This window comes from Stenotrophomonas sp. 71799_Sma, assembly GCF_056482505.1.
In genome coordinates this window covers 2,799,631-2,812,310 of record NZ_CM151202.1, presented here as the reverse complement: position 1 = coordinate 2,812,310, position 12,680 = coordinate 2,799,631, and the positions used below count along the sequence as shown (strand labels likewise).

Sequence of the window (12,680 nt, the reverse complement as noted above, 5' to 3'; positions counted from 1 at the left end):
GTGCCGGTGCCGCACTCGATTCCACTTCCAAGGAGCGTCGCATGAGCACGCTGGTCATCCGCAATGCCCGCATCACCACCCTTGACCCACAGCAGCCGCATGCACAGGCGCTGGCCGTGCAGGAAGGGCGCATCGTTGCCGTCGGCAGCGACGAGGAGATCATGCGTGGCTGGGGCAATGAAGCGACCCTGATCGACGCCCAGGGCCGGCGCCTGCTGCCCGGCCTCAACGACAGCCATACCCACCTGATACGTGGTGGCCTGAACTACAACCTGGAACTGCGCTGGGACGGCCTGCGTTCGCTGGGCGATGCCTTGGACATGCTGAAGGCGCAGGTCGACCACACGCCTGCACCGCAGTGGGTGCGCGTGGTCGGTGGTTTCACCGCCACCCAGTTCAACGAGAAGCGCCTGCCCACGCTGCAGGAGCTCAACGATATCGCGCCGGACACGCCGGTGTTCCTGCTGCACCTGTACGACCGGGCGCTGCTCAACCGCGCCGCACTGCGTGCCTGTGGCTATACCAAGGACACCCCGGATCCGCCGGGCGGGCAGATCGTGCGTGATTCGCTCGGCAACCCGACCGGGCTGCTGCTGGCCAAGCCCAACGCGCTGATCCTGTACGCGACCCTGGCCAAGGGTCCGAAGCTGCCGATCGAGTACCAGGCCAATTCCACCCGTCATTTCATGCGTGAGTTGAACCGTCTCGGCATCACCTCGGTGATCGACGCCGGCGGTGGTTTCCAGAACTACCCCGAGGACTACCAGGTCATCGAGCAGCTGCACCGCGATGACCAGCTGACCGTGCGCATCGCCTACAACCTGTTCACCCAGAACAAGGGCAAGGAAGTGGATGACTTCCGCGGATGGAGCGAGATGCTGCAGCCGCGGCAGGGTGATGACCTGCTGCGCCACAACGGTGCCGGCGAGATGCTGGTGTTCTCCGCGGCCGACTTCGAGTTGTTCAACGAGCCGCGCCCGGAACTGCCGCCGGAGCTGGAGCCGGAACTGCACGATGTGGTGAAGCTGCTGGTCGAGAAGCGTTGGCCGTTCCGCATCCATGCGACGTACGACGAGAGCATCACCCGCATCCTCGATGTGTACGAACAGGTCAACCGCGAGGTGCCGTTCGATGGCCTGCACTGGTTCATCGATCACGCCGAAACCATCACCCCGCGCAACATCGAGCGCATCCGTGCGCTGGGTGGCGGCATCGCCGTGCAGCATCGCATGGCCTATCAGGGCGAAGCCTTCGTCGAGCGCTACGGCGTGCAGGCCGCGCGGCATACGCCGCCGGTCAAGCGCATGCTGGCCGAAGGCGTGCCGGTCGGTGCTGGAACCGATGCCACCCGTGTGGCCAGCTACAACCCGTGGGTGGCGTTGTCCTGGCTGGTGACCGGGCGCACCGTCGGCGGGCTGGCCCTGTATGGCGATGAGAACCTGCTCGAACGCGAGCAGGCGCTGCGCCTGTGGACCCAGGGCAGTGCCTGGTTCTCCGGCGACGAAGCAGTGAAGGGTACGTTGAAGGTCGGCCAGTTGGCCGATTTCATCCTGCTCTCGGCCGATTTCTTCCGCGTGGATGATGCGCAGATCGCCGACATCACCAGCGTGTTGACCGTGGTCGGTGGCCGCATCGTGCATGCCGACGCCGACTATGCAGGGCTTGCGCCGCAGCTGCCGCCGGCGATGCCCAACTGGTCGCCGGTCAACCGGTTCGGCGGCTACCACGTCGGCGGTACCGCCACCGGGTTGGCCGCCGCCCATCGTCACCATCACGGCGTAGCCTGCAGCACTCACGGTGCTCATGGTCATGCGGCCCGGCACGCGGCGCCCACCGATGACCTGACCGCGTTCTGGGGCGCGATGGGATGCTCGTGCTTCGCGTTCTGAGCCTGGCATTGCTGGCCGCACCGTCGCTGGTGCAGGCCTGCGACGGCGGTCATTGCAGCGACGCCGGTGACGGCCAACTGCAATGGGATGCGTCGCTGCGTGTGCGTGGGCTGTACTACGACCCGACCCGGTTCGGCATTGGCGGCAGCGAGGATGGCTATGGCCTGCTGCGCGCGCTGGCCTCGGCCACGTATGTGGAAGAGACCTGGCAGGCGAAGTTGCAGCTGGGTGTGCACGGTGAGAGGGGCAAGGCCGGCGGCCCCGGCCGTACCGACCGTAGCGCGCTGGACGTGCAGCAGGCGTACTGGCGCTGGCAGCGCGATGGCTTCCACCTGCAACTCGGCCGGCAGGAAGCCGGCTATGGCAGTTCACGGCTGCTGTCGGTGCGCGACGGGCCGAACATTCGCCTGGCGTTCGACGGTGCGCGTGTGGGTTGGAAAGGCCGCCTGGGTACGCTTGATCTGATGGCATTGCGGCCAGTGGAAAACCGACCGGGTGCCTTTGATGATCGCGGCGAGCACGGTGCCCACCTGTGGGGTGCCTATGCCACCACGGTGCGGGGACAGGGCGCGGGACAGTGGGATCTGTATCTGCTGGACTACCGCCGCGAAGGCGCGCGCTTCGCCGCAGGCAGCGGTACCGAACGTCGGCACACTCTGGGCGCGCGCTGGTTCGGCCATGCCGGTGCACTGGACTGGAACAGCGAGCTGGTGGCGCAGGGCGGTGAACTGCGGACGACCGCCGGCACCCTCGATATCCGCGCCTGGACGCTGGCGACCGATACGGGGTGGCGCTGGACGAACCTGCCGCTGCAGCCGCGGTTGGGGTTGAAGGCCGACATCGCCAGTGGCGATGGCAACCTGCATGACGGCCGCCTGGGAACCTTCAACGCCTTGTTCCCGAAATCGGCCTACTTCAGCGAGGCCAGCCTGCTGGCCCCGGCCAACCTGATGGACCTCCAGCCGACCCTGACCCTGCGCCTGCACGACGCGGTGACGACGGAACTGGGCGTACAGATGGCCTGGAAGCATCGTCGTGCCGATGCGGTCTACACCACGCCGGCACCGCTGGTGGCGTTGCCAGGCAGCGCCGGTGGCGCGCGCCGCATCGGTAATCAATACAAATCCGAAACACGCTGGCAGGCCAGCGAACACTGGCAATGGCAGCTGCAGCTGGCCTGGGTCGATGCCGGTCCTGCACTGAAGCAGGCCGGAGGCCAGGACACGCTGTTCGCCTCGATCGTTGGAGCATGGCAATGGTGAACGCAACCGCGTCGCAACCCCCCGCACAGGCCGCAGGTGCCTGGTCCCCGCTGAAAATCCGGATGTTCCGCTCGATCTGGCTGGCGATCCTGGCCAGCAACATCGGCACCTGGGTCAACGATGTGGCCGCCGCCTGGGTAATGGCCGAGCGCACCGGCTCACCACTGATGGTGGCGCTGGTGCAGTCGGCCACCACGGTGCCGATCGTGCTGCTGGCACTGGCCGCCGGCACCCTGGCCGACATCGTCGACCGCCGCAGGTACCTGCTGGCCACCCAGGGCTGGATGCTGCTGGTCGCCGCGGTGATGGCGGCCCTGACCGCGATGGACATGCTGACGCCGCAGCTGCTGGTGCTGCTGACCTTCTGCATGGGCTGCGGTGCGGCGATGGCGATGCCGGCGCAGGCCGCGATCGTATCCGAACTGGTGCCGCAGCCGATGCTGGCCTCGGCGGTGGCGCTGAACTCGATCGGCATCAACATCGCGCGCTCGATCGGCCCGGCCATCGGCGGTGTGATCGTCGCCCAGCTCGGCGCGGTCTGGGCATTCGGTTTCAACGCCATCACCTTTGCCGCGATGCTGTTCGTGGTGTGGGGCTGGAAGCGCGACCCGAAACAGTCCAGCCTGCCGCCGGAAGGCTTCGGTGCCGGCCTGAAGGCGGGCCTGCGCTATGCCAGCCGCGCCGGGCGCCTGCAGGCGGTATTGATCAAGTCGGTCGGCTTCTTCTTCTTTGCTGCGGCAATGAATGCACTGCTCCCGGTGGTGGTGCGCGGCCAGATGCAGGGTGGGGCGGGGCAGTACGGCATGCTGCTCGGCTGCATCGGGATCGGTGCCGTGGGTGGTGCGTTGTTGCTGCCGAAGCTGCGCGCGCAGATGGATCGCGACCTGCTGGTGCTGCTGGCCACGCTGTCGCTGGCGCTCAGCCTGGTCGGGCTGGCACTGACCCGCAGCTGGTACGTGCTGCCATTGGTGATGCTGATCAATGGCTTTGCCTGGATCACCGTGCTGTCGTCGCTGCAGATTGCCGCGCAGACCGCAGTGCCAGCGTGGGTAAGGGCGCGTGCACTGGCGCTGTACATCATGGTGTTCTCCGCTGGCATGGCGGCCGGTGGCCTGAGCTGGGGCGCGCTGGCGCAGCGCACCTCGCCGGAGCTGGCCTTGCTGGTGGCGGCTGCCGGCGCGGTGATCGGCGGATTGCTGGTGTGGCGCGTGCGCATCGCTGGCACCGAGGATCTGAACCTGCGTCCGGCCGGGCACTGGCCGGCACCGGAACTGTCGGTGCCGGTATCGAACGATCGCGGCCCGGTACTGGTCACCCTGGAGTACCGCATCGACGAGGCTGACCGCGCCGCGTTCCAGGCGCAGATGCGCGCGCTGGGCACGATCCGCCGCCGCGATGGCGCGGTGGTCTGGGGCGTGGTCGAGGATGTGGCCAGTCCGGGCATCCACCTGGAGTATTTCGTGACCCCATCGTGGCTGGAGCACCTGCGCCAGCACGAGCGCATCACCGCCGATGACAAGGCGATCCAGGAAGTGCTGCGCGGGCTGCATCGCGGTGAGCGTGCACCGGTGGTGCGCCACTTCGTGGGCGGGCATGACCCGCTGCCGAAGACCGGGGTCCCGCACCACCACAGCGATATCTGACAAAAAAGGGGACGGAGGGGATTAAGTCGTTTGTGCACAAACGACTTAATCCCCTCCGTCCCCTTTTTGCGCGATCAATCCATCCCGATCCTGCGCAGCCGGCCAGCGGTCGGCTCTACCACAGGGGCGGCGGCGCTGGGTGGCGCCGCCGCAGTGCCTCACCCGCGTGCGAACGCCAGCAGGTCGGCGTTGAACCGGTCGGCGTGGGTGACGGTCAGGCCGTGCGGCGCACCGGCGTACACCTTCAACTCGGCTCCCTTGATGATCTGCGAGGACAGCTTGGCCGAGGCATCGAATGGCACGATCTGGTCGTCATCGCCATGCACCACCAGCGCTGGCACATCGATCTTCTTCAGGTCTTCGGTGTAATCCACTTCCGAGAATTCGTGCACGCAGTCGTACTGGCCCTTGACGCCACCGAGCATGCCCTGCAGCCAGAACGAGTCACGCATGCCCTGGGTGACCGTGTTGCCGTCGCGGTTGGCGCCGAAGAACGGCGTGGTCAGGTCCTTGAAGAACTGCGAGCGGTCACCGCCGGTGCCCTTGCGGATGCCGTCGAAGACCTCCAGCGGGGTACCGGCCGGGTTGGCATCGGTCTTCAGCATCAGCGGCGGCACGGCGCCGACCAGCACCACCTTGGCCACGCGCTTGCTGCCGTGGCGCCCGATGTAATGGGCCACTTCGCCGCCACCGGTGGAGTGGCCGACCAGGATCGCGTCCTTCAGGTCCAGCGCCTCGAGCACGGCGGCCAGGTCGTCGGCGTAGGTGTCCATGTTGTTGCCGTCCCAGGTCTGGCTGGAGCGGCCGTGGCTGCGACGGTCGTGAGCGATCACGCGGAAGCCGTTCTGGCCCATGAACAGCATCTGCGGGTCCCAGGCATCGGACGACAGCGGCCAGCCGTGCGCGAACACGATCGGCTGGCCGGTACCCCAATCCTTGTAGAAGATGCGCGCGCCGTCGGCGACGGTGACGAAGTTGCTCATTGTGGTTTCCTTGACGGAAGGGAGGGAAGGCGCTGGCGCGGATGCCGGTGCCTTCGGCAGTACAGCGCAGCGCCAGACCGACGACTTGCACGGCTGTGCTGGATTACGCCGGATGTGACGTGTATCGCTCTGGCACGAAGCCGTGCCGGCATCGAGGATGGCGGCAGCCCTGACGAGGAGCCTGCAATGTCGAACGCGTGTTGGAGCCCGCTGTTGTACCTGCTGCTGGCCACGGGGGCGCATGCTCAGACCAACGTCTACAAATGTGTGGACGGGCCGCATCCGGTCTACCAGCAGACGCCGTGCCAGGGGCGCGCGGAATGGCGCTGGGAGGTGCCGGCGGAGCCGACCTCAACAGGTGCGAGCGCGGCCAAGGCAGCGAGCCCAGCTTCATTGCGTCCGCGTGTGGTGCAGCAGCGGCGTGCGCGGGCTGCACTGATACCGATCAGCGCGGATCCCGCCGCCTGTGAGCGCGCGCGGCAGCATCGTGGGAAGGTGCTGGCCAATGGCAAGCGCATGGACTTCGTGCAGCGCCGGCAACTGGACGATGCCGTGCATGAGGCGTGCCGTTGAAATGGAATGGTGCCGGAAACGACAACGGCGCCCGTAGGCGCCGTTGGACGGCACGCCAGGCGCTGGACCTCAGCGACCGTCGCTGGCGGCCGCCGGTGCCGGCGAGGGCACGCTGTCCGGCTTGGGCAGGCTCAGCTCCGGGTTGCCCTGTTCGGCCTGCAGGATCTGGATGCGGCGCTGCAGGGAATCCAGCTGGCTGTTGGTGCTCTGCACGTCGCTGCTCAGGCTGACCGCCTGCTGCTGGGCCTGCTGCAGGGCAGCGCTGACCTGGGCCGACTGTGCCTGCTGCTGTTCCATTTCCTGCTGCAGGGTGCGCAGGCGCTCCTCGTTGTAGGCCACCAGGCGCTCGGTATAGCGCTTGCCGGCTTCCAGTCGGGTGGTGTCGATGTAGACCTGGGCCAGCTGCTCTGACTGCTGCGCGAAGGTGCGGTAGACACGCTCGGCGTTGTCGACGGCATCGGTCTTGATCACCCGCCAGAAGTTCTTCTCCTGGAACAGGGCGACGTAGTAGGTCAGGGTGTTGGCATTGAACAGCAGGCTGGCGCCGTAGTTGCCGTTGTAGGTGGTGCGCAGCTCGGTCAGCTGGCGGGCATCCATCAGCTGCTTGAGCTCGTCAACGGTGTTGCGCACCACCGGTGCGGTACGTGCGGCCGGCTCTGCGGCTGCTTCGCGGTCGCCACGGGCAGCCATCGCCGCCGGTGCCACCAGCATCATGGCCACGGCCAGCAGTGCCGCGCCGCGCGCGTGCCGGGCGAAGACCGCGCCCCCTGAAGTTTCTCGCATGTCTAGACCATCCACGGATGAGTGTGGGTTGAGATGAAGGTGGTTCCCCGCCGGGAGTCTAGCATGTGCGCGGGCGCCGCCAAGGGCGCCCGTCACGGGTCAGTAGACCAGCTGTGCGGGCGTGCACTGGATGGACTGGACATGCACATCCGTACGGCCCAGTTCCAGGCCCAGCACCTGCGCCAGCAGCGAGCGCAGCAGGGAGCCGACGCTGTTGAGCAGCGGCTTCAGGACGTCCAGGGCGGGCTTCAGCAGCAAGCACAGCAGGCCCGAACAACTGACCGGGCCATTGCCGGGGGCGGTGACACCGTCGCCGGCGAACTGGTCCAGGAAGCCGTCGTGGGCGGTCTGCAGGTAAGACGCGAGGTTCTGCGTCATGCAGTTGTTGTAGGCCTGGTCGCTCAAGGAAATCAGCAGGCTTGCACACCGGTTGACGGTCAGTCCGCCGAGCAGGCTACCCAGCAGTGCCGGCAGCACGCCCAGCCCTTCGCCAGTCACAGCCGTGCGATAGCCTTTCCAGACCGAGCCATCCTCCCAGCATGTGAGCAGGCCCACCAGGCAGGGTTTTGGAACACCCTTGGGTACATCCCACGCGCCCAAAGGCTTCAACCCCCGCGTCTGGTCGCCAAGTTCAAGCAGCTTGATGGACGCATCGACGTCGTAGCGATTGCGACCAACGTTGGCTGCTTTCAGGTAGCGATCGGCCAACTGCGCTGCGGTCGAGCCCTGGCTCATGCCATCGTCGCGCGGATCGAGCATGCCGGACAGTACGCGCAGCAGTTCGCTGACCAGCTCGGACACGGCGGTGCCCACCTCCAGGGAGTTGACCTGGGTTGAACCGGTCGCGCCGGCGGGGAGGGTGAGGCTTTGCGTGTCGGTCAGCGTATTGACCTTGATGCTGTCATTGATCAACGGGGCGCCGAGCAGTGTGAGCATCTGTTCCTTCTGCAGGGTGTCGCCACAGACATTCTGCTTGGAGAACCGCTCGCTGTCGGCCACCTTGCCGACGCAGGCGCGCAGCACGGAAGACTCGACCTTGATCGTCGCCGTGGGAGGCGTGCTGCCACATTGCAGGCTGGTCAGGGTCGCCATTGCATTGGTCACGTCCGCATGGACCGGCAGCTTCAGGCGGATGCCCAGCAGTGAAAGCACGCCGCCTGCAACGGGAATGTTGTTGGTGTCGATGTCGAGGAAGACACGGATCTGCGCGTTGTAAGCGCGCGAGCCAATGCCACCGATGGCGATGGACGGCGGTTCCACCACAGCGGCTTTGGCATTGACCAGGCCCAGCAGGTTGAGTTCATCGACCGAGACCGCACGGCCGCCATTGGCGATGCTGATGCTGGTGCCGATCAGGTCCAGCACATTGACATCGGCCTGCAGCGCGCTGGAAATCGTTCCATCCGGCGCGACCACGCGTGCGAACAGGCCGCCACCGCTGTCATCGGAGCCGAGTTTCACCTCCAGCTGCTTGAGGTCGATGCCCTTCACGACCAGGGCATTCTCCAGTGCACTCAGGTCCACGTGGGCAACGCCCTGCTGGGTGAGCAGGTCAACGGTCGCCTGAAGGATCTTGCCCAGCTTGACCTTGCGGCCGGCCAGCAGATTGTTGAACTCCGCCACGCCCATGTTGACGTCGATCGGAATGCCCAGTGCCTGCAGCAGTCCGTTCGGGGTGATATGCGCCTGTGCAAGGCCGTCGTAGCCGAGCAGGGTGGTCTTGTCGAGGTCGGCACCCACCAGTTTCAGGACATTTCCCAGTGGCGTGTTGCCATTGATGCGCAGCAGTTGCGAGCCGACACTGAAAACCGCCGTCGGTTCTGCACGGCGCGCCACCGCCTGTGCGGTCACGGTCGGCAGGCTGCTGTTCTGCCCGAAGAAGGGAAGCACCGCGCGGCGGGTGATGACACGGACAGCATTGCGTTGATTCGCTGCATCGACGACCGGGCTGAAGTGCCCTTCGGTGGCGCGGGTCACGTTCCAGTTTCCGCAGCGGACTTCCAGGCTTCCTGCGAAGGTGTTCTGGGTGAGTGCGCTCTGCCGCGCAGCACTGTTGTCGCTGTTGTCCGAGGTGCACAGTTCCAGTCGCTGCGCTCCGGCCAGTGCGGCCAGATCAGCGACTTTCTGTGCATCGCGCTTGGCCCAGAACAGGTAACCGATCTCGATCAGGCCCAGCATCGCCAGCAGTGCCAGCATGACCAGCATCATGGTGATCGACATGCCGCCCCGTGGGCGGCTGAAACTGAACTGGCGTGGGCGTTTCATGGCCTACCTCAGCGTCCGGATGAGGATGATCCCTTGGACTTGGCGACATCGGCTTCAAAGAAGTCCGGGATCTCGTGTTCGAAACTCTTCATGTAGCGGGCGTAGCTCAGCGTCGCCTGGTCGCCGAGGATCGGCAGGTGCTGTCCGGCTTGTTGCCCCGATGCCTGCAGGCGGAACAGGTTGCGCGTGGTATCGCCGATCTGGCTGCGGCCGGGCCGCGGGGCTGCAGTGCTGCCGTCGGTGTTGGCCACTGCTGCAGGCGCCGCATGCGGCACCGGTGCTGGCGGGGCCGCCAGTTCCACGGTGGGCAGTGACTCGGACTGCAGCGGCTGCGAAGCCGACGCAGCCGGCGTGCTGCCGCCAAGCATCTGCCCGGTCAGCGGCTGTTGCTGCGCCTGCACGGCGGCGGCTGGCAGCAGGCAGATCAGAACGGGCAGCAGGCGTCGGGTCAGGGGCGTCGCGGTCATGGTGTGTTCCCGTTCGGGTGGTCGGAGGCGCTGAAGCGTTCCAGCATCGAGGGCGGCAGGCGCTGCGGATCGCGTTGATCGCGGCTGTCGCGGCGCGGTTCCGCCGCCAGTCGCGTGGCGCCGGGCGGGTTGCCGGCGGCATCGCTGGCGAGAGCACGGGCAGCGGCCGGCACGACTGCGGCGGCTGCCGCTGCGGCCTGGCGCTGCTGCAGGCGGGCACGGATCTGCGCCGCCTGCTGCTGGATGCTGAGCCGGGTCTCGTCGTTGAGGTTCGCTTGCTGGGCGAGGCGTTCGGCAGTGGCGGTGTCGCCCCGCAGTACCGCCCAGAGGGCGAGGTTGGCGGTGGCCTTGGCATTGCCCGGCGACAGCTCCAGCGCCTTGGCCAGGGGTTCGCGCGCGCGCTCGAACTGCCCGGCGCGCAGCCGCGCATAGCCCAGGTCGCCGAGATAACTTGTATTCAATGGCTGCAGTTCGGTCGCCCGCGCCAACGCCTGCTCACTGCCGGCGTCGTCGTCGCGGCGCGCGGCAATCAGGCCCAGGCCATGGGCGGCCGCGGCGGCCTGGGGGCCACTGGAAAGATCGCGGTACAGGGTGACCGCGGCATCGGCCTGGCCGGTCTCGCGCAGCGCGTCGGCCTGCAGCAGGCGCAACGCCGGCGGATCGCCGTAGCGCTGGCGGAAGGCGTCGACGTGGGCGAGCGAGGCATACCATGCGCCTTGCTGCTGCATGCGCTCGATCAGCTCCAGGTAGGCATTGCGGCTGTCCTGCGGTGCCGGTTCGGGCGCGGCCAGGCTGGGCGCGCGCAGGTACTTCGGCGTGGTCGATGCACAGCCGCTGGCGCCGGCAACGGCAGCCAGGGCAACAATGAGGCAGGAAGTGCGCAGGGCAGGCATCAGGGGGACCCCATCTTGGACATGGTGGTGGCCAGCGCGACCAGCGCCGGGCCGGCAAGGACCAGCATCAACGCTGGCAGCAGGGTCAGCATCATCACCACGGTCATCTTCACCGAGAGCTTGCCGACCTTTTCCTTCAGCGTGTTGCGACGCTGTTCGCGCAGGCGGATGCTGAACTGCCGCAGGGGCTCCTGCACCGCGCCGCCATGGGCGTGCACCTGCAGGATCAGCTGCATCAGGCTGGTCAGGTCATCGTCGGCATAGACCTCGCTCAGCCGGCGCAGCGACTGTGCGCGCGTGCGGCCGTGGGTATAGGCGATGTTGGCCTCCTGCAGCTCGCCGCCGAGGACCGGCAATGCATCGCGCAGCTTGTCGCCGAGCGTCTGCAGGCTCTGGTCCATGCTGAAGCCCACGCCCTGCAGCAGACGCAGCAGGTCGATCAGCAGCGGCAGCTCGTTGTCGACCGCTCGTCGGCGCCGTTTCACCCAGGAGGAGAGAACGAACTTGGGCAGCAGCAGGCCGGCGGCGAGGGCGCCGATGATCACCATGATCCTGGCCAGCCCGGTGACGCTGCTGAATGTCAGCACCAGTACCAGCACCAGCACGGCCAGCAGCAGGCGCAGGCCGAGGTAGATGGCCGTACCGCGGCGGGTGTTCCACCCGGCCAGATCCAACAGCAGCCGGTCTTCATTGGCCAGCAACGCCGTTTCCAGCCGGCCGCCGCTGAGGGCACGGCCGAAGCGTTCCAGCCAGCCCAGCGAATCGTGCCGCGCAGGCTCGGTGTCACGGGACGCCTCGCGCGGCTGCAGGGCGGTCTTCAAGGTGGCCGTTGTACGTTGCTCACGATGGCTGCGTACCCAGCCGCCGATACCGAGCAGGGCGATACCGGCGGCCAGCACGAGCAGGGAGAGGGCGAACCAGGCGCTGGCGCTCATCGGTTGTCTCCGGCGGGGCGAAGGGGGTTCATAGCGACTTGGCCAGGCGATACAGCAGGAAGCCACCGACAAGTTCCATGCCCAGTGCAAGCAGCAGGATCTTGTGGCCGAGCGGATCGTGCAGCACCGGCTGGAAGAAGTCCGGGCTGGTGATCGCCATCAGTACCGCGCAGGCCGGTGGCAACAGGCCCAGCACCCACGCTGACATCCGCGTCTCCGAGGTGGTCGCTGCAAGCTCCTGCTGGGCCTGTTCCAGATCGCGCATGAAATCGCCCATGCGCTGCAGGATCTGGTCGGAGCGCCCGCCGATGCGCACGCTGACACCGATCACCACCGACAACACCTTCAGCACATCCATGCGATAGGGATGCGAGGCCTGTGCGAGTGCACGGTCCAGCTCCATGCCGCTGCGTGCAAAGCGCACCGTGGTGTCCAGCAGCCCGCGCAACGGCGCGCTCGTCTGCATCGACGCAACCTGGAACGCGGCCTGCAGGCTGTTGCCCAGTGCGGTCAGCCGCACCAGGTTGTCGAGGAAGTCCGGCAGCTGATGCAGCAGTTGCGCACGCAGCTTGGTGGTCCGCCGCATCACCCACAGCCAGCAGCCAAGCAGGTACAGCAGCAGGGTCAGCGGAAACATCCATGCGGTGCCCAGCCGCAGCATCGCCACCACCGACAGTACCAGCCCCGGTACCAGCAGCATGATGGGAATTTTCCAGCCGGTCTGCAGCCCTGCGCGCTGCAGCAGGCCATCCAGCGGCAGCACGCGGCGCCCGGCGCTGGCGGGCCGCGCCGGGTCGTTGGCAGCGGTGACGGACGGCCCGGCGGGTGCTCCGCCCGTGGCGCTTCCGCGCGAAAGCTGCTGCTCGGCGTGCCGCATTGAAACCTGGCGTTGCTCACGGCTGCTGGCCGTGCCCCACAGCCAGGCTGCCAGCGCCAGCAGCACCGCGATGATGCTCAGCATGCCCAGCAGCGCGCCGGTTCCCATGC

At 67.1% G+C, this 12,680-nt stretch carries 11 protein-coding genes; 4 read left to right on the top strand and 7 right to left on the bottom strand.

Annotated features, from left to right (window positions below; translation table 11 throughout):
• Positions 1 to 41 precede the first annotated feature (41 nt).
• Genes ACZK4Z_RS12980 through ACZK4Z_RS12970 form a run of 3 tightly spaced genes read left to right on the top strand, consistent with a single transcriptional unit; the run spans position 42 to position 4,794 of the window.
• Entirely contained in the window at positions 42 to 1,889 is a 1,848-nt protein-coding gene (locus tag ACZK4Z_RS12980; protein ID WP_185749961.1) for an amidohydrolase, read from the top strand.
• On the top strand, positions 1,868 to 3,151 hold the full coding sequence (locus ACZK4Z_RS12975) for an alginate export family protein (protein WP_180837647.1): 1,284 nt from the start codon (positions 1,868 to 1,870) through the stop codon (positions 3,149 to 3,151). Before ACZK4Z_RS12980 ends, ACZK4Z_RS12975 begins: the two co-directional genes overlap by 22 nt.
• Positions 3,145 to 4,794: an MFS transporter gene (locus ACZK4Z_RS12970; RefSeq protein ID WP_293794667.1), complete on the top strand. Its 1,650-nt coding sequence runs from the start codon at positions 3,145 to 3,147 to the stop codon at positions 4,792 to 4,794. Before ACZK4Z_RS12975 ends, ACZK4Z_RS12970 begins: the two co-directional genes overlap by 7 nt.
• A gap of 158 nt (positions 4,795 to 4,952) precedes the next feature.
• On the opposite strand, the gene ACZK4Z_RS12965 is transcribed toward ACZK4Z_RS12970, so the two are convergent.
• A complete protein-coding gene (locus ACZK4Z_RS12965) occupies positions 4,953 to 5,777 on the bottom strand; it encodes an alpha/beta fold hydrolase (protein WP_125894358.1) in 825 nt (274 codons plus the stop codon).
• A gap of 186 nt (positions 5,778 to 5,963) precedes the next feature.
• Here ACZK4Z_RS12965 and ACZK4Z_RS12960 point away from each other — a divergent pair, with 186 nt between their 5' ends.
• Positions 5,964 to 6,350 (top strand): hypothetical protein, encoded by a 387-nt coding sequence (locus tag ACZK4Z_RS12960; protein WP_125894360.1) that lies wholly within the window; start codon positions 5,964 to 5,966, stop codon positions 6,348 to 6,350.
• Between the two features lie 69 nt (positions 6,351 to 6,419).
• On the opposite strand, the gene ACZK4Z_RS12955 is transcribed toward ACZK4Z_RS12960, so the two are convergent.
• The 6 genes from ACZK4Z_RS12955 to ACZK4Z_RS12930 all read right to left on the bottom strand — a co-directional run bounded on the left by ACZK4Z_RS12955 (position 6,420) and on the right by ACZK4Z_RS12930 (position 12,678).
• A complete protein-coding gene (locus ACZK4Z_RS12955; protein ID WP_043402505.1) occupies positions 6,420 to 7,133 on the bottom strand; it encodes a DUF2968 domain-containing protein in 714 nt (237 codons plus the stop codon).
• A 99-nt stretch (positions 7,134 to 7,232) separates the two neighbouring features.
• Complete coding sequence (locus tag ACZK4Z_RS12950) at positions 7,233 to 9,398, bottom strand: TadG family pilus assembly protein (protein WP_125894362.1); 2,166 nt, start codon at positions 9,396 to 9,398, stop codon at positions 7,233 to 7,235.
• A gap of 8 nt (positions 9,399 to 9,406) precedes the next feature.
• Positions 9,407 to 9,865 (bottom strand): DUF3613 domain-containing protein, encoded by a 459-nt coding sequence (locus ACZK4Z_RS12945; protein WP_125894364.1) that lies wholly within the window; start codon positions 9,863 to 9,865, stop codon positions 9,407 to 9,409.
• Complete coding sequence (locus tag ACZK4Z_RS12940; protein WP_125894366.1) at positions 9,862 to 10,758, bottom strand: tetratricopeptide repeat protein; 897 nt, start codon at positions 10,756 to 10,758, stop codon at positions 9,862 to 9,864. The genes ACZK4Z_RS12945 and ACZK4Z_RS12940 overlap by 4 nt, the downstream gene beginning before the upstream one ends.
• Positions 10,758 to 11,693, bottom strand: a complete 936-nt coding sequence (locus ACZK4Z_RS12935; RefSeq protein ID WP_032128078.1) for a type II secretion system F family protein — start codon at positions 11,691 to 11,693, stop codon at positions 10,758 to 10,760. The genes ACZK4Z_RS12940 and ACZK4Z_RS12935 overlap by 1 nt, the downstream gene beginning before the upstream one ends.
• Positions 11,694 to 11,721: 28 nt before the next feature.
• Positions 11,722 to 12,678 (bottom strand): type II secretion system F family protein, encoded by a 957-nt coding sequence (locus ACZK4Z_RS12930; protein WP_032128077.1) that lies wholly within the window; start codon positions 12,676 to 12,678, stop codon positions 11,722 to 11,724.
• Between the last annotated feature and the right edge of the window lie 2 nt (positions 12,679 to 12,680).

Coding starts and splice junctions, on each gene's coding strand:
- ACZK4Z_RS12965 (WP_125894358.1), bottom strand. CDS start 5,777: ATGAGCAACTTCGTCACCGTCGCCGACGGCGCGCGCATCTTCTACAAG.
- ACZK4Z_RS12955 (WP_043402505.1), bottom strand. CDS start 7,133: ATGCGAGAAACTTCAGGGGGCGCGGTCTTCGCCCGGCACGCGCGCGGC.
- ACZK4Z_RS12950 (WP_125894362.1), bottom strand. CDS start 9,398: ATGAAACGCCCACGCCAGTTCAGTTTCAGCCGCCCACGGGGCGGCATG.
- ACZK4Z_RS12960 (WP_125894360.1), top strand. CDS start 5,964: ATGTCGAACGCGTGTTGGAGCCCGCTGTTGTACCTGCTGCTGGCCACG.
- ACZK4Z_RS12975 (WP_180837647.1), top strand. CDS start 1,868: ATGCTCGTGCTTCGCGTTCTGAGCCTGGCATTGCTGGCCGCACCGTCG.
- ACZK4Z_RS12980 (WP_185749961.1), top strand. CDS start 42: ATGAGCACGCTGGTCATCCGCAATGCCCGCATCACCACCCTTGACCCA.
- ACZK4Z_RS12945 (WP_125894364.1), bottom strand. CDS start 9,865: ATGACCGCGACGCCCCTGACCCGACGCCTGCTGCCCGTTCTGATCTGC.
- ACZK4Z_RS12970 (WP_293794667.1), top strand. CDS start 3,145: ATGGTGAACGCAACCGCGTCGCAACCCCCCGCACAGGCCGCAGGTGCC.
- ACZK4Z_RS12930 (WP_032128077.1), bottom strand. CDS start 12,678: ATGGGAACCGGCGCGCTGCTGGGCATGCTGAGCATCATCGCGGTGCTG.
- ACZK4Z_RS12940 (WP_125894366.1), bottom strand. CDS start 10,758: ATGCCTGCCCTGCGCACTTCCTGCCTCATTGTTGCCCTGGCTGCCGTT.
- ACZK4Z_RS12935 (WP_032128078.1), bottom strand. CDS start 11,693: ATGAGCGCCAGCGCCTGGTTCGCCCTCTCCCTGCTCGTGCTGGCCGCC.